This is a genomic window from Chitinophagaceae bacterium, from assembly GCA_016710165.1.
Classification (GTDB): Bacteria; Bacteroidota; Bacteroidia; order Chitinophagales; family Chitinophagaceae; genus Ferruginibacter.
The window spans coordinates 1-13,941 of record JADJLJ010000007.1; the positions used below are offsets into that span (position 1 = coordinate 1).

A 13,941-nucleotide genomic window follows, 5' to 3' on the forward strand; every position below is an offset into this window, starting at 1 on the left:
AGCGCCTCCAAAAGTGGGGGCGCATTTTGTTTTAATCGGGAGAATGGTTATATTTGTATTCTATTTGGTATTTTTGGGGAAATGGCCCGGCGAGTTGTGAGACTTTCCGGGCATTTTTTTTGGGGCAAAATTTGGATTAACGAAATAAGTGTACTACTTTTGTGAGGCAATCCAAACGGATATATTTTTAACCTAAACTTTCGGTCATGCGCGAATAGCAAATTAAAGAAAATCAAGTTTATCGGCGTTCTTGAGGTACCGTGAAACTCCGATGGCAGCCGGGAATAGACCAGCAATTACGGGGGAGTGGCGGAATTGGTAGACGCTAAAGTAACGGCTTAGGAAGGGGCGATTCATGGTTGGCTGTAAGACAAGTTGCGTAAATAAAAGGCAAGCCAGCGCGACCCTAAACAAAGGTTGATGAAAATCATAACGTATATCCCCGTGTGGTGGCAACTAACATCAACTATACTCCGTGCGGGTTCGATTCCCGCCTCCCTCACTGGATTACTGCCCGGCAAAAGCGCCGGGGCAACGACTTGGTTCAATATGCCGCCGCTGTAATGGTAGGCGGTTTTACGGGGGCATAGTTCAAAGGCAGAATACCCGCGTGAAGCGGGAGAAGTCGGTTCGATTCCGGAAACCTCCACAAAATAAACATCATGCTTACATCCGAACAAAAAGAGATATTAGCCTTTGCCCGTAGCGTAGGCGGTTCCTTCACAAAAGCGGAGGCTGTAAAGGAGTTCGGGCGCGAATATTACCACAACGGCAGTAAGCACGTAGGCGACAGGTTGAGCCGCATGGTTAACGCCGGGTTGCTGGAACGTGAGGAAAAGGGCCGGTACAAGATCGGCAAAGGCACAAAAAACAAACCCGCAACAATTGACGCGGGGCAAACTGATTTATTCGGATGAAGGACAACAAACAAAAATATTAAACACCCCCCCCCCCCCCCCCCCGCCCCCCGGCCGGAAAGGGGGGCCCCCCCCCCCCCCCCGCAACAAATTTTTCCCCCAGGAACCCCCCACCGGGTTAGTTTCCCGGGAGACAAAAAAAGGGCGGCTGCCCCCCGCCGGGCCGCCCCAACAAAAAAGGACCGGGACGGGGGGACGGGCCCCCCTGGGCGGGGGGAACAAAGAGCAAACCCCCCCCCCGGCGATGAACGCCTACTAACGCACCTCATTAACGACGACCGTACACGGTGGATAATTGCCGGTTTGGTTGTCGTTACAGTGCTGGCATATTGCGGGGCAACAAAACAAGTTTTCAAATGAGATACCTAATTACCCACCCTGACCACGAGCCGTTTCTTACCTGGTACTTTGATGTGGAAAATCATTTTGTTGAGGGGATGACGGTGTACGATACAACGGCACGGCTATACACGACCGATGGGAAAACGTGGAAAAACATAAACATGGAATTGACAAAAGAACAATTATCCGAAATGCTCAACTGTCGCCAATACGGCGACGAAACTACGCCGGAAATTGAGCGCCTGGCAAAAGAAAACGGGCTTTGCATCGCCTTTGGCGCGTCCGACGACCTGCTCGAATTTCGGGGGAGTGTTTATGATGAGGCGGGGGCGTATAACGGAACGGTAGTTTATTTGAGCAAAAAAGGCAACGTGAAAGAGGAAAGTAAGCCGGGCCGGGTTGAGGTGTCGGCAAGTTGGTTGCCAAAAGAGCCGGTTACCACATGGTTAGTTGTAGCAAACATACCATTCGCCCCATTCGACATTTTCGAGGATGGCGAATTGTACTGCCGGGGTTGCGTGTTTCCATTTAAACCCATTGAGCAATGACCACAAAGGAAAAGATAATCAGAGCCGCAATAGCGGACGCAAAAAGGCAGATTGAAGAAATAGACGCCCTGATCGAAGCCCGGCCCATTTCAAATATTATCGAAATAAGGGAAGATTTCAAGGCCCTACTGGAACAAAATCAGGGTGTTGAAAAAAGGACACGCCCGGAGTTCTTAGAAGCGGTGGAAGAATTATCGCGCCGGGAAAAAGAGCAGTTTCGTATTGCCGAAATGATGAAAAACAGTACCAACCTGATTGAAAAGAAAGTGAAACTTGATTTTGAGTTACGCGACTTGAATAACGAACTTTATTTCCTGACAAGATGACCACACCACGACCAATTTACATAGGGGTTGACCCCGCTTTCCGCGCAGGCGGTTTTTGGGCCGCTATCCTGGATATGGAGGATAAAACGATTCGCTTCATGGAGTTTGACCTGCTTTCGTGGCACGACTTCCTAAGGTCTGCCGACGCGCCGCCGTCCTGCTTCATTTGTGTGGAGAATTCCAACCTGCAAAACAAGTCCTTCGATATGACCGGCACAAAGGCAGAAATTGCCAGGAAAGGTCGGAACGTCGGATGCAACCAGGCGGTAAGCGAACTTGCCTACCGTTCCGCCGTCCTGCAATATGGAGCGCGTAATGTGTTTCAGGTATCGCCGAAAGAGAAGGGAGTTAAGATCACGGATGCCCGCGTCTTTTTCGGCATAATGAAGCAGGAAGGCATTTTGTTGCCGCCGGGCGCAACTAACCAGGATCAACGCGATGCAGCAAAATTGGCGTTAATATGCCAGCGAAAGCCTTGTTAGAGGGCCGGTTTAAGGCCGCGAAAGGTTCCACAAATCAGACAATCCATCACCATGACCTACAAAGCACTCCGAAACGCATCCGGCGAATGGATAGCAATCTTCGACGACTTTGGCCCGCCCGAAATACTTACAACCGGAATACCCGAACTTATGACGGATGAAACGACAATGGAAGATTTGAGACAATTTTACGCTCAACTTGACTTCACCGGCATTGAATTGGTCGCGATTGAAATAACGATTAAGCCATGACACCCGAACAAGAAAAACAGATTATAATTTGGCGGCAAACCTGCCAATTCGTTGACGACCTCGTTAAGTCGTGCCCGGCCATGACTGCGATGGATGAACTACACGTGTGGTTTGGCGACGTTCACGGCTGGTTGGTTCATATTGGCACGGAAAGCGCCAGGGCAGAGGCCGAATACTCAAAGGCCTACTTTCGGGCAGTTGAAGCAGGGGTGAGCAATGAGGCGTTGAAGGTCATCAAAGGATCATCCACCATGACGGGCCAATACATGGCCGGGAAAAACCCGGAACTATTTGAAATCTGGCAACGGTTGAAAAACTTGAACCGGAATTTGGAAACGATTTTGAACGATATGCGTACCAACATTGTGACGCTACGCGAAGCGGATAAGCGGGAAGCGATGCAAATGCCTGCGCAAACGAAAGGCAATGGCCAACGCGATTATGTTTGGCCAACAGAGCAAAGGTAGGTATGGCAAGAATAACCGTCGCTTTCATGCGACAATTGGAACAACAGTTACAGCGGGAAGAAATCACATATTCCCGCATGGTTGAATTGCTGAATGAAAAAGCAAAAGAGAAAATGATATACTTTGTAGGAATACATCACAAGCCGGGACTGCCGGCGCTTTGCTCGACTACGCAAAGCGGGCGCAAGATTGACGCGGTTATTGCTTGCCTGAAACGGCCGTGCAAGAAGGTAAACCTGTTTTCTACAACATATATACCAGAATTGCCGTCCGCCGAATATAGCCGCGAATTACAGCGGTTCATCGACAATGTGCCGGATGAAAGCCTAATCGTACTTTTGGGGCAGGCGGTGAACAGCCACTTCCCGTCTCATTTTTACAGGCGGTCTAAAATAATCCGGTTTCGGCATCCGGCGTTTTCGCCGCCGATGTACGTGACGGATTTGGTTGAAGAAATATTAAGATAACCCGCACCGGCGGCACGTCAATGGTTGACCCCATCGGCGTCACGTAGCGGCGCATTCGCGGCAAAGGTTGTGCGTGATTTATGCCGCCGGTTGTGGGGCTTGACATCTTTGCATTTTGCCCCAGCCCGCCGGAGGAACAGACCACAAAGCGACGGGGGCCACACAAAGCCAAAATTCGCGGGCAAGCCGCGCGGCGTTGGACGGCGGGGCGCGGCCGTGAGCGGGGGAAGAGGGGGGCGGGGAGACCCGACAACGCCGCCGCCAACGAAGAGCACGCATCAGCCGTCTCGCGGCACTCCAGTTTCCCGCATTCCGGCGCAGCGGTATTTCCCGGGAAACCATTAAAAAATGGAACAGGAAAACCACAATTTGGGAACACCCACGACCAAAAGGCGGGGGGGCGGGAGACACCGGGGAAACAACCGGGGCTGGGGGAGAACCGGAGGGGGGCAACGACGGAGAAACGAGAAACCGCACAGGCGAAGGCAGCCGCGCTGAAAAGGCCGCCAACCCAGCCGGGAAGCAAAGGGCCAAACAACAGTACCTTTGCCGGCGCATTTCGTTTTGTTCCCGGCGCGTGAAACTAACCAGGCAAGGATGGGAAAGCGCGCCGGGTTTTAAGATAAATTTTACCATAGTTGAGAGGGACCGCTACCGACGAAATGCCGGGGCGGTTTTTTTATTTGTTCACATTTTCGTACATTTGTAGCGCCGGGTATCATTAGGCCCGGTTTTTGCGTATGGATACCACAACAATAGTAGTTTTGATGTTGATGTTCGCCGCAGCGGCGTTTTACGTTGTCCGAAAATACGGTAACCGATTCAAAAAATAAAACATGGCCTACCTGCTTCTTTTTCTGCTCTTAGCATGGGGATTGACCCAGGTAGTCAACAATCGGAAATAATGAGCAACTTTGAAGCAATCATACTTATCAGTCTTGCCTGTTCGCTTGGGTTATTTGCGGGGTACATGGAATGGCAAGGAAGCAAAGACTAATCAAAACAGCGCCGCAAAATGGACAAGGCAAAGTTTGACGAAATAGTACAAAGCACATCTTCCGACGAGTGGATTGACATTATGATCGAATCCGACCGGCGCGGAAAGGAATGGCTACAATCGGCAGATCCGAAGTTTCGAGCGTTGGCCCTTGCCATTAAAGCGGAACAGGCTTCAATTCACCAAGCGATAAAGGCCAAAGAGGCCGCAGCGCTTCAAACGATGCCCGCATGAGCCTAATCAGTATGGCCACTTTTTGCACGGAAACAAACAACCGTGCGCCCCTCTTAAAGCAGACTTTAGACAGCCTGCTTAAAACCGTTGACTTCCAAAAGCATCGTATTTTCATTATCGTAGCCAATCCATCCACCGAGAATGCGTCGAATATATCTTTCAATTCCAAGGGGATCTGTTTGCAAAGTCCTTGGAAGTCATCTGCCTACCTGAAAACATCGGCACGGCGAGAGCAGTCAATAAGGGGTGGAAACACCGGGTAGAGGGCGAAATGTGCATAAAGATGGATGACGATGTTGTGATACATCGGGCGGGATGGGTTGACGAAATGGAGGAGGCGTTAATCCGTGATCCGAAGATTGGTATTATTGGGCTAAAAAGAAAGGATTTATGGGAATGCCCCTGGTATCCCGATCCGGCATGGCGAAGTGTTTTGCGTATGTTGCCCCATGAGGCCGGGCAAACGTGGATTATTACGGAGGATGTGCACCATGTTATGGGGACTTGTCAGGCGTACAGCCCGGCACTACTTGAAAAGATAGGTTACCTATACCAACCGTTTCAATATGGGTTTGATGATTCGTTAGCGGCGATACGTTGTAAGGTAGCCGGGTTACGTTCCTGCTTTCTGCATGGGTACGAGATTGACCACATTGATCCGGGAGGCGATGCGTACACCCTGGAAAAGGTAGAGGCCACCAAGTCAGGCAGCCCTAACAACGTAGAATACCACCGACTAAAGAACGGCTACCAAAACGGCACCATTGGCATTTACTACGATGCCGACGGCGGGCAGCCTGACAGCGGGCCAATGGCGGGAGAATATACATGGCGTTTACCTAACCTTCAAACACGATGAATAGGTTTATAATTGACGGCATGGGATTGGTTGGCATTTCAATCGAAGCGGCCAAAGATGGCAGCCTATTAATTAGCGAGGAAAGGCCGCAGCCGGGCAACCCCATACCCACAAAGGAGGTTTCTTTGACTTTACGATCTGTTGGCGCAATTGATGTAATTGCGCTTTATAAGGCGTTTGAATCATCAGGAAAGGTAACGTTAACTATTGATAGCAACGAGTAAGCCATGCCGACCATGCCATACATAGTACAAGTTGACGCAAACGGTTGCCAGCGCCTTTGCTTAGCCGACGGCACACCCATACCGGCACAGATTGAAAGCACCTTATACCAAGATACGGAGCAGGCAAGGCAAGGGCTTTGCACATTTAGTGTATTGGTATTCATTGAGGATGAAATAGGGCTAAATGCCAGCACAACAATACGCATAGCAACGGAAGGATGGTCGCTACAAATGCCAGACGGCAGGATACTGGATGTTGACAACTACATTAAAAGGCAGACCAGACACGGCGTAAATGCTGTACAGTTAACCGTAACAGCGAAGATGATACAGACCGTAGCAATCGGCGGAATATGCAACACTGTAAACATAAAAGCCGATGCCGACAATGCCTAAAGCAACACGCGCCCCCTGGATGCCACCACCCCGTAAGGCGTGGACGCACGCTAAGCGTTGGGCAAAATACAACACCCACGCATGGCGTGACGCCCGCTTGGCGTTCTTGGTTGCGTGTAAGTACCAATGCGCTACCAATGGGTGTAGCAACCCGGCAACGTCGGTAGACCACGTTAAGCCGATCAGTAGCGGGCATGATGGATGGGATCAAAGCAACTGGCAGCCGTTGTGTACGGCGTGCCACAGGAACAAGAGCAGCAAGGAAGGAGGACACGCGGCGGCGGGCAGGACGGCAGGCCCGGAAGGGAGGGGTGTCAAGTCGACTTAACGCGAACCGCTGTACATCGGCGCCCCCTCAAACACGAGACATAGCCACCAAACAGTTTTTTAGACCGGTCTAAAAATGGCAAACGAACTAAATCAATTCAAAGTAGACAAATTATCGTTCGGAAAACCCGGAGGCGGGCCGGTACTTGCAAAAAGTAGGTATATCAAACCGCCAAAGTGCAAGCAAATACCGGAAAAGCGTTTAAAGTATAAGTTTGCCGAAGAACTTGCCAGGGACATAAAGCCCGAAATTGGTATGCGGGTATTTGCCTTTTTGGACGGCACGTTTATTGCCGGGGATTTTATCGAAGCGTGGTTTGTTGAGCAAAATATCAGAACAAAGGAGTTGACTATTTCAACCCTCAGCCTTAGCCCTAACAACGTCGATAGTTTGGCAAATCTTATGGAGTGCGGGTATGTTGAAAACCTAAATTTGATCGTTTCGGATTATTTCTACTCACACGAGCGCCAATCCTTAGTACCATATATCCGCGAAAAACTGGACAAGGATAACCGCTTTCAATTTGCCGCAGCCGGGACGCACTGCAAACTAACAATGTTTGAGACGCCGAAAGGGGCAAAGGTCGTGATTCATGGAAGCGCCAATCTTCGGAGTTCATCGAACATTGAGCATATAACAATCGAAGAAAACCCGGAACTTTACGACTTCACAATGGAGGTTCACCGGAATATCCTGGAGAAATACAAAACAATTAACAAAGCCGTTAGGTATAACAATCTTTGGCTATGAGCGATCAAAAGCAGAAAATTAAGAATTGGTATTCAAACGCCAAAGGCCGGTTAGTAAGCATGGCGAAAAAGGCGAACGCGCAAAAGTCAGACGATACGCCATTTTGAGCAAAGCCGACCTTAAGCAGATCACAAACGCCCTGTTAGACGAAAAAGTAGACATCGGCGAAGAAGGCAATCCGCGATTGGTAACAAAACGCGAGGCGCTTTTAATGCGGATCGTGCAAGACGCCATTGGCGACGAAGACCCCGCCATTAGGCAAAAGGCGTCTGTTTTAATTTTGAACCTTATCGACCATGCCGCCGAAAAGGAGCCAGCCCGAAAAGCCGCAATTAAGAACAAAAACGGAAAGGAATTATGAGAGGAGGCCACAATATCAAATCGGCAATAGACAAGAAAATAGAGGGGACAACCCGAAAAGCCCGCGACGCCGGGCGGGTTGAGTTAATAGTCAGCCCCGTTTCGGAGATACCGCCGCCGAATCACTTTTCGGCCCGGCACGTTGAGAAGTGGAACTGGGTTTGCGCGCGGCTGTCGGAAAAAAGCCTGTTAACCGAAACCGATTCGGACGCCGTACAAATCTACGTGGAAACGTGGTGCGTTTATGAAGATTGCGCCGCCGACGTCCGGGAAAATGGTACGGTACTTTGGATTGAAACAAGCGCCGGTAAAAAGCCGATCACAAACCCATCCTACCGACACATGAAAGACAGCGAATCTACTTTGCGAATGATATGGGATCATTTCGGAATGACGCCACGCGCCCGAATGGGTATCAAAGCCCCCGAAAAGCCCAAAACGTCCCTCATCCTCGAAATGATGAAAGGCAGACAACCGACTAAAAAAGCAGTATGAACGAAAACTTACCACAATTCAAAAACCCGCTACCACCGCCGGAACGGACAACAACAAACGAAACATCTGGCGAAATGCGCGAAGGACCTTGGCGACCAAGTATAAAAACAACCGACGAAGGCGAGCCAAGATGCTCGGATGTGTCTTGTTTATTGGCGTGGATTGGTTTTGCGGCGGCTTTGCTTTGCGGAATTTTTCAACTTATAAAATGATCGAACGCGCCACCGCATACATAGACGACATCCTATCCGGCAAAATCATTGCCGGGAAGTGGATACGCCTTGCAATGGAGCGGCACAAGCGCGACCTTACCCGCGTTGGCGATCCGGCGTTCCCGTACTATTTCGATGAAAACGAAGCGCGGCGGGTGTTGGCATTGTACGACCTTTTCAAGTTCAGCAAAGGTAAAGAAACCGGCCAGCCGTTCGATATTATGCCCTGGTTTGCCGCGTTGGTGTACATGGCATACGGATGGAGACGGGAGGACGGCGACGGCAAACGATTTCGGAAAGTGTACTGCAAAGTAGGGCGCGGCAATGCCAAAACGGCTAATCTGGTAACGATTGGCGTCATTGGCTTTTTGTTCGACAATGCCACCGACCCGGAGGTGTACTGGATAGCCACCAAGAAAGACCAAGCCAAAATAGGATGGGATAGGCAGCGGACAATGATGAAAATGCTTGTTTCGGATTTTCCCGAACTTGGGCAAATGTTAAACATCCCGACCGGCCACACCTCCACAAAAGTCAGCCGGACGGATGCGCTTTCCTGGGTGACGTATTTGGGTAGAGACAGTGAGGCCGAGGACGGCGCAAGCCCTTATTACGTGCTGGCAGACGAAATACACGCATGGGATAATGACGACCTTTTAAACGTGATGGAATCCGGCATGGTCAAAGTTGACGACCCAATGACCTGGATGATCACCACCGCCGGGTATAAACCGTTGGGGCCGAACAGCCAATTTTTGACCGCGTGTAAAAACATCCTGACCGGCATAACTGAAAATGATGAGTTATTGGCGTTCGTCTACGAATTGGACGAAGGCGACGATTGGCGTGACGAGGCGGTATGGTGCAAGGCAAATCCCGGCCTTGAAATATCGGTATCCATGACCGGACTACGAACCGAATATAACAAGATAAAAAGTCAGGGCGTCACAAAGGAAATTGACTTCAAAGTCAAAAACCTGAATATTGAGCAGGCCGGTTCGTCGGGATGGATACCGGATGAAAAGTGGATGCAATGCGCCGAAGAATACGACGAAGCCGACCTGTTAAGCCGCGAATGTTGGGGCGGGTTGGATATGGCAGCAACAAATGACTTCAATTCTTTCGTTTTGTATTTCCCCCCGGTTGACGATAAAAAAGGCGTGGTTATTCCTTACTACTGGATACCGGAGGATGCCGTACAACAACACCGCAGCCGCCGCCCGTTTGTGGAGCAATGGGTACGGGATGGGACATTACGAACAACGCCGGGCGACGTAGCCGACTACGAACTAATACGGCGGGATATTGTCGAAATATGCCAGCCGTACTACTTGCAAAGTATCGGGTTTGACCGGCAGTTTTCGTCTTATATTGTACCGGCATTAATGGAGGACGGAATGAGAATGGAGGTTGCCCCGCAAACATGGCTTTATTTAACCCCGGCAGCCCTGCACCTGGAACACGGCATCTACGGCAAAACCATAACCCACGCCGGGCACCCGGTTTTGCGTTGGAACATGGCAAATGTGAGTATGCAACGCAGCGACAGAAACAACAACTACCTACCCTCGAAAGGCAAAAGCGCCGAAAAGATCGACGGCATCGCAGCGACGTTAAACGCGATGGGGCAATGGTTGAAAGAACGGGGCGAAACGCCGCAGGGTAGTTACCTATTTGAAAGTGATTTAATAATGATAGGATGAAAAACGAACCCGGAAACGGAATTTTAAAAACAATGTAAAATGGAAAACAAAACAACTTGAAAAAAAACAAAAACCCCCCCAGCGAAAGAACAACCCAAACACGCCGACAAACCCGGCGGGGCCCGCCCCCGAAACCCCAAAGGAAAAAAAACAAAAAAAAAACCAAAAAACCAGCAAACAAAAAACAAAAAAAGAAGAGCCGACGCCGACGGACCTTAAATTCCCCCCCCCTTCCCCCCCCCTCCCGGAGAAATTAAGGGGTGAGGGGGGGACAAAAAGGCCGCCCAAAGAGCCCCCAGTTGTTGTTAAAAAAAAAAAGAAATAAAACACAAAAAAGGAGCGGGGCCCCACCCAACCAACAATAAAATATAATTTAAAACGGGTGGGGAAAGCCGAATTTTTTTAAATTGGGAGGGTGGCGGAGCCCGCGCCGTGGGCGCAACGGAAAAGGGGAAAAAAAACCCGCAAAAAAAAAAAAAAAAAAAAAAAAAAAAAAACAAAATGGAGAATAAAATAACCAACCTGAAAAAAGACAAAACGGCGCGCGGCGGCAATCTTTGGGTATTTGAATACGACGGGGTAAAAACAATTATTGCGGAAGTGGGATTTGCAGAGTCGCGGAACGTTTTTTTATTTGACATTATAATGCACCGGCCCGATGGCCGATATTCAATTGCGATGGAAGTTCTCGGAGAACTACTTACAGAGCATGAAAATGCCGTATTGAATTGGGCTGCATTGCAATGTCTTAAAGCATACGAAAAACGAGCAAAACAGCAAAATGATTAGAATCCTCGTACTTGAACAAACCTACCTTTCAAACACCGGCTATTGGCGGCTATACCGCCCACTGGACGTTATGCGCCAACTTTACCCCGGTGTATTTCACCTGACGTACAAGTACGAGCGGATGACGTATGCCGACATTATGGAGCATGATATTGTCATCACGCGGAGGCCAAGCGGGGGAGATGCCGGCGCTCTGGTAAAGTTGATCGAAAAAGCCCGGATGCAAGGCCGTCACGTGATTTTTGATGAGGATGACGCCGTAATGGCCTGCCCTGACACGCACGAACTTTACAGCGTATTCCAGAAAAAGGAAGTCCGGGAGCAGTACACGGCGGCGCTCCGTTGCGCTTCACAGTTTTGGTTTAGTACCCCCGCTTTCCTTGAAACCATCCACCCGGAAGGGTTGGTTATCCCAAACGCCATACTGCCCACCGATATGCCCGACGAGCCGACGCCGGATATGGGGCTGTTTGGCTGGCAAGGGAAATCTATCCAAGTGCACGACCTTATGGCCGGGCGGACATGGTACGACGCCAACAAAGACAAGGCAGCGGCCTGGATTTTCTTCGGCTACAAACCCCCGTTGGATCATTCGGCCAATACGAAACTAATCCCATACATCGACGATGTGGACGTTTATATGGCTTCCTTCCGGCAAAACGGGATCAACGCCATGTGGAAGCCATTAACGCCGTGCGCGTTCAACGATCATAAAAGTAATATCAACTGGTTAGGCGCAACGATGGGCGGCGGCTACTGCATTACCAACTACGCCGGACGTCCGGGATGGGAATTTGCCAGCGCCGAAGTTCTACCCTATTCAGAAGCCTGCGAATTGTGGGCAGCCTCGAAGGCGCATATACTGGAGAACTATAATTTACTCAACACGGCGCGGATGCGGGCGGAAAGCATATTTGCACTTGTGCCTCACTTTTTAGCGCAAACGGCAGTATGAACAAAAGATGGATGAGGATAATTTTTGCCATACTTGTCGCTTCGGCGGCTTTGTATATCCTTTATGAGCAAATAGGCGGATGGGCAACCTTAGCGGTATATATTTTGCTTTATGCCAATAACTTAACCCACCCAGTGCCGGAAAAGCAAGAGCCATGAACACCTGCCGCATCTCAAAGGAAGTCCTGCAAGACGCCGAAAGTATGGCGGCAGTCATCGACGCCGGTTTTTTGCTAAAGAATCCGGTAAAAAATGATGAGATAAGTGGGCCAGGGATTGACGGCGATGGAGACGAATATGCTTTGTGTTTTTGGGTAATCGAGCCGGGCGTTTTGTCTGTTTCGGCAATCAAAGCAAATAATTTTTACTCTTTGAATGACAATATTGCAAGCATGACTTTTTCAATTGACTTTAGTTAAGATGACCGTTTGCCTCATATATTCTGGCCACCTCCGCACATGGGAGCAATGCAAGGGCAATCACGCCGAAGTGTTGCGCCCGGCACCGGCGCACGTTGTCCACTACAACGAGACAACGCACGACCTGACGCCGTACCACCGCGACGAGTGGCGGCATTACTACCGGGGCAATGAATACCCCGAAACGGAATCGCAGCCGGAAAACACGCTGTCGATGTGGCGCGGAATGTGGAACGCATGGCAGTTAGCGCCGGAGGGGTTTGATTGTTACGTCCGTATTCGGTACGACATCATCCTGGAGGGCGGCGGCGTTGACTTTCCGCAGTGGCCAATGGAGAATAACACGGTTTACATCCCGGAGGGCAACGATTACCGGGAAGGGGTTAACGACCAATTTGCGTTTGGAAACCGGCAAAGCATGGAAAAGTATTATAGCGTATTTCACCACCACAAAACGCACTTTGATGCGGGCAAGCCGTTCCACACCGAATCGTACCACAAATACACGTTGGATATGTTGGGGGTGAATATTGTGCGCATACCTATCACAAACAGGATATTAAGGCCATGAGCGATTACCGAATTAACGCAATTGACGACATCGAAACAACAGGCGTTCCGATATGGTATGAAGGTAGGACGCGATTTTACCGAACACTATACCCAACCAAATTCAGCCTAATAAAAGCCGTTTTTGTGTTCATTTTGCTTTGGTTATTTCACAGAAAAAAGTATCGGTTTAAAATTAGAAAGATTTGAAAAATGGCTAAAAAAGCAGAAAAAGCGCCGCAATACGAGCAAAGACACCTGAAAGAGGGGAGTTTTTGCAATTTCCACAGTTTCTACGAACAGATAGCCCGATGGATACCCGACGGCGGCACCTGGGTAGAAATCGGCGTATATTGGGGCGAATCTTTCCGATGGGGCACGGTCGCCTGCCTGAATGAAGGAAAGAACGTGAATATGGTAGCCGTTGATGCCTTCCCTTGGCCGCATAACGGCATGGAAATGGTAGACGTATTTCATGCCCACATGGGGCCTGAATTAGCCCGCAAATACCAAACGATTAAGTCCGGCAGCGCCGAAGCGGCGGTAAACTTTGCCGATCAGTCCGTTGACTTTGTGTTCATTGATGCCGATCATGTGTACCACCGGGTACGCGAAGATATTTTGGCATGGCTGCCTAAGGTTAAGCCCGGCGGCATAATTGCGGGGCACGACTACAATGCACCGCATGAAGTGAAAGAGGTTGTTGATGAGATATTTGGCGGCCGCGTTGTCACCATTCCGTCGGATGATTTCGACGCCGAACACCGGCCTTTTTATTGTTGGAAAGTTCAACTTTGAAAAATGAACAAGCGGCACTTTGGTGAATGGTAAAATAGTTGATAGCATCGCTATCCGGTTCGATTCCGGGCCA

At 49.8% G+C, this 13,941-nt stretch carries 22 protein-coding genes; all 22 read left to right on the forward strand.

The genetic code is table 11. The features are described from left to right. Positions 1–662 precede the first annotated feature (662 nt). A complete protein-coding gene (locus IPJ02_17490) occupies positions 663–917 on the forward strand; it encodes a type IV toxin-antitoxin system AbiEi family antitoxin domain-containing protein (GenBank protein ID MBK7377269.1) in 255 nt (84 codons plus the stop codon). A 356-nt stretch (positions 918–1,273) separates the two neighbouring features. Next, positions 1,274–1,807 (forward strand): hypothetical protein, encoded by a 534-nt coding sequence (locus tag IPJ02_17495; protein ID MBK7377270.1) that lies wholly within the window; start codon positions 1,274–1,276, stop codon positions 1,805–1,807. After that, entirely contained in the window at positions 1,804–2,133 is a 330-nt protein-coding gene (locus IPJ02_17500) for a hypothetical protein (protein MBK7377271.1), read from the forward strand. The genes IPJ02_17495 and IPJ02_17500 overlap by 4 nt, the downstream gene beginning before the upstream one ends. Next, positions 2,130–2,615 (forward strand): hypothetical protein, encoded by a 486-nt coding sequence (locus tag IPJ02_17505; GenBank protein ID MBK7377272.1) that lies wholly within the window; start codon positions 2,130–2,132, stop codon positions 2,613–2,615. The genes IPJ02_17500 and IPJ02_17505 overlap by 4 nt, the downstream gene beginning before the upstream one ends. A gap of 51 nt (positions 2,616–2,666) precedes the next feature. Then, positions 2,667–2,867 carry a hypothetical protein gene (locus IPJ02_17510; protein ID MBK7377273.1) on the forward strand — a complete coding sequence of 67 codons (201 nt, stop codon included), beginning with the start codon at positions 2,667–2,669 and terminating at the stop codon, positions 2,865–2,867. Further along, positions 2,864–3,334 (forward strand): hypothetical protein, encoded by a 471-nt coding sequence (locus tag IPJ02_17515; GenBank protein ID MBK7377274.1) that lies wholly within the window; start codon positions 2,864–2,866, stop codon positions 3,332–3,334. Before IPJ02_17510 ends, IPJ02_17515 begins: the two co-directional genes overlap by 4 nt. A 2-nt stretch (positions 3,335–3,336) precedes the next feature. Further along, complete coding sequence (locus IPJ02_17520) at positions 3,337–3,801, forward strand: hypothetical protein (protein ID MBK7377275.1); 465 nt, start codon at positions 3,337–3,339, stop codon at positions 3,799–3,801. Positions 3,802–4,816: 1,015 nt separating this feature from the next. Continuing rightward, on the forward strand, positions 4,817–5,032 hold the full coding sequence (locus IPJ02_17525; GenBank protein MBK7377276.1) for a hypothetical protein: 216 nt from the start codon (positions 4,817–4,819) through the stop codon (positions 5,030–5,032). A gap of 190 nt (positions 5,033–5,222) precedes the next feature. Continuing rightward, positions 5,223–5,891, forward strand: coding sequence for a glycosyltransferase (locus IPJ02_17530; GenBank protein ID MBK7377277.1), 669 nt, complete (start codon positions 5,223–5,225; stop codon positions 5,889–5,891). Then, positions 5,888–6,115, forward strand: a complete 228-nt coding sequence (locus IPJ02_17535; protein MBK7377278.1) for a hypothetical protein — start codon at positions 5,888–5,890, stop codon at positions 6,113–6,115. Before IPJ02_17530 ends, IPJ02_17535 begins: the two co-directional genes overlap by 4 nt. A 12-nt stretch (positions 6,116–6,127) precedes the next feature. Beyond that, complete coding sequence (locus tag IPJ02_17540; protein ID MBK7377279.1) at positions 6,128–6,511, forward strand: hypothetical protein; 384 nt, start codon at positions 6,128–6,130, stop codon at positions 6,509–6,511. Continuing rightward, a complete protein-coding gene (locus IPJ02_17545; protein ID MBK7377280.1) occupies positions 6,495–6,839 on the forward strand; it encodes an HNH endonuclease in 345 nt (114 codons plus the stop codon). The genes IPJ02_17540 and IPJ02_17545 overlap by 17 nt, the downstream gene beginning before the upstream one ends. Before the next feature lie 75 nt (positions 6,840–6,914). Beyond that, complete coding sequence (locus IPJ02_17550; protein ID MBK7377281.1) at positions 6,915–7,589, forward strand: hypothetical protein; 675 nt, start codon at positions 6,915–6,917, stop codon at positions 7,587–7,589. 25 nt (positions 7,590–7,614) lie between these two features. Then, positions 7,615–7,950, forward strand: coding sequence for a hypothetical protein (locus IPJ02_17555; GenBank protein MBK7377282.1), 336 nt, complete (start codon positions 7,615–7,617; stop codon positions 7,948–7,950). Further along, a complete protein-coding gene (locus IPJ02_17560; GenBank protein MBK7377283.1) occupies positions 7,947–8,444 on the forward strand; it encodes a phage terminase small subunit P27 family in 498 nt (165 codons plus the stop codon). The genes IPJ02_17555 and IPJ02_17560 overlap by 4 nt, the downstream gene beginning before the upstream one ends. Then, positions 8,441–8,656 carry a hypothetical protein gene (locus tag IPJ02_17565; GenBank protein ID MBK7377284.1) on the forward strand — a complete coding sequence of 72 codons (216 nt, stop codon included), beginning with the start codon at positions 8,441–8,443 and terminating at the stop codon, positions 8,654–8,656. The genes IPJ02_17560 and IPJ02_17565 overlap by 4 nt, the downstream gene beginning before the upstream one ends. Continuing rightward, positions 8,653–10,359 carry a terminase large subunit gene (locus tag IPJ02_17570; protein MBK7377285.1) on the forward strand — a complete coding sequence of 569 codons (1,707 nt, stop codon included), beginning with the start codon at positions 8,653–8,655 and terminating at the stop codon, positions 10,357–10,359. Before IPJ02_17565 ends, IPJ02_17570 begins: the two co-directional genes overlap by 4 nt. 501 nt (positions 10,360–10,860) lie before the next feature. After that, complete coding sequence (locus tag IPJ02_17575) at positions 10,861–11,148, forward strand: hypothetical protein (protein MBK7377286.1); 288 nt, start codon at positions 10,861–10,863, stop codon at positions 11,146–11,148. Next, the gene (locus IPJ02_17580; GenBank protein ID MBK7377287.1) at positions 11,141–12,103 is read left to right on the forward strand and encodes a hypothetical protein; all 963 of its coding nucleotides are present in this window, start codon (positions 11,141–11,143) and stop codon (positions 12,101–12,103) included. Before IPJ02_17575 ends, IPJ02_17580 begins: the two co-directional genes overlap by 8 nt. Before the next feature lie 154 nt (positions 12,104–12,257). Beyond that, complete coding sequence (locus IPJ02_17585; protein ID MBK7377288.1) at positions 12,258–12,521, forward strand: hypothetical protein; 264 nt, start codon at positions 12,258–12,260, stop codon at positions 12,519–12,521. Between the two features lie 214 nt (positions 12,522–12,735). Next, positions 12,736–13,092: a hypothetical protein gene (locus IPJ02_17590; protein MBK7377289.1), complete on the forward strand. Its 357-nt coding sequence runs from the start codon at positions 12,736–12,738 to the stop codon at positions 13,090–13,092. 191 nt (positions 13,093–13,283) lie between these two features. Then, positions 13,284–13,868: a class I SAM-dependent methyltransferase gene (locus tag IPJ02_17595; GenBank protein ID MBK7377290.1), complete on the forward strand. Its 585-nt coding sequence runs from the start codon at positions 13,284–13,286 to the stop codon at positions 13,866–13,868. Positions 13,869–13,941 lie beyond the last annotated feature (73 nt).

Coding starts and splice junctions, on each gene's coding strand:
- IPJ02_17490 (MBK7377269.1), top strand. CDS start 663: ATGCTTACATCCGAACAAAAAGAGATATTAGCCTTTGCCCGTAGCGTA.
- IPJ02_17495 (MBK7377270.1), top strand. CDS start 1,274: ATGAGATACCTAATTACCCACCCTGACCACGAGCCGTTTCTTACCTGG.
- IPJ02_17500 (MBK7377271.1), top strand. CDS start 1,804: ATGACCACAAAGGAAAAGATAATCAGAGCCGCAATAGCGGACGCAAAA.
- IPJ02_17505 (MBK7377272.1), top strand. CDS start 2,130: ATGACCACACCACGACCAATTTACATAGGGGTTGACCCCGCTTTCCGC.
- IPJ02_17510 (MBK7377273.1), top strand. CDS start 2,667: ATGACCTACAAAGCACTCCGAAACGCATCCGGCGAATGGATAGCAATC.
- IPJ02_17515 (MBK7377274.1), top strand. CDS start 2,864: ATGACACCCGAACAAGAAAAACAGATTATAATTTGGCGGCAAACCTGC.
- IPJ02_17520 (MBK7377275.1), top strand. CDS start 3,337: ATGGCAAGAATAACCGTCGCTTTCATGCGACAATTGGAACAACAGTTA.
- IPJ02_17525 (MBK7377276.1), top strand. CDS start 4,817: ATGGACAAGGCAAAGTTTGACGAAATAGTACAAAGCACATCTTCCGAC.
- IPJ02_17535 (MBK7377278.1), top strand. CDS start 5,888: ATGAATAGGTTTATAATTGACGGCATGGGATTGGTTGGCATTTCAATC.
- IPJ02_17540 (MBK7377279.1), top strand. CDS start 6,128: ATGCCATACATAGTACAAGTTGACGCAAACGGTTGCCAGCGCCTTTGC.
- IPJ02_17545 (MBK7377280.1), top strand. CDS start 6,495: ATGCCGACAATGCCTAAAGCAACACGCGCCCCCTGGATGCCACCACCC.
- IPJ02_17550 (MBK7377281.1), top strand. CDS start 6,915: ATGGCAAACGAACTAAATCAATTCAAAGTAGACAAATTATCGTTCGGA.
- IPJ02_17560 (MBK7377283.1), top strand. CDS start 7,947: ATGAGAGGAGGCCACAATATCAAATCGGCAATAGACAAGAAAATAGAG.
- IPJ02_17565 (MBK7377284.1), top strand. CDS start 8,441: ATGAACGAAAACTTACCACAATTCAAAAACCCGCTACCACCGCCGGAA.
- IPJ02_17570 (MBK7377285.1), top strand. CDS start 8,653: ATGATCGAACGCGCCACCGCATACATAGACGACATCCTATCCGGCAAA.
- IPJ02_17575 (MBK7377286.1), top strand. CDS start 10,861: ATGGAGAATAAAATAACCAACCTGAAAAAAGACAAAACGGCGCGCGGC.
- IPJ02_17580 (MBK7377287.1), top strand. CDS start 11,141: ATGATTAGAATCCTCGTACTTGAACAAACCTACCTTTCAAACACCGGC.
- IPJ02_17585 (MBK7377288.1), top strand. CDS start 12,258: ATGAACACCTGCCGCATCTCAAAGGAAGTCCTGCAAGACGCCGAAAGT.
- IPJ02_17590 (MBK7377289.1), top strand. CDS start 12,736: ATGTGGCGCGGAATGTGGAACGCATGGCAGTTAGCGCCGGAGGGGTTT.
- IPJ02_17595 (MBK7377290.1), top strand. CDS start 13,284: ATGGCTAAAAAAGCAGAAAAAGCGCCGCAATACGAGCAAAGACACCTG.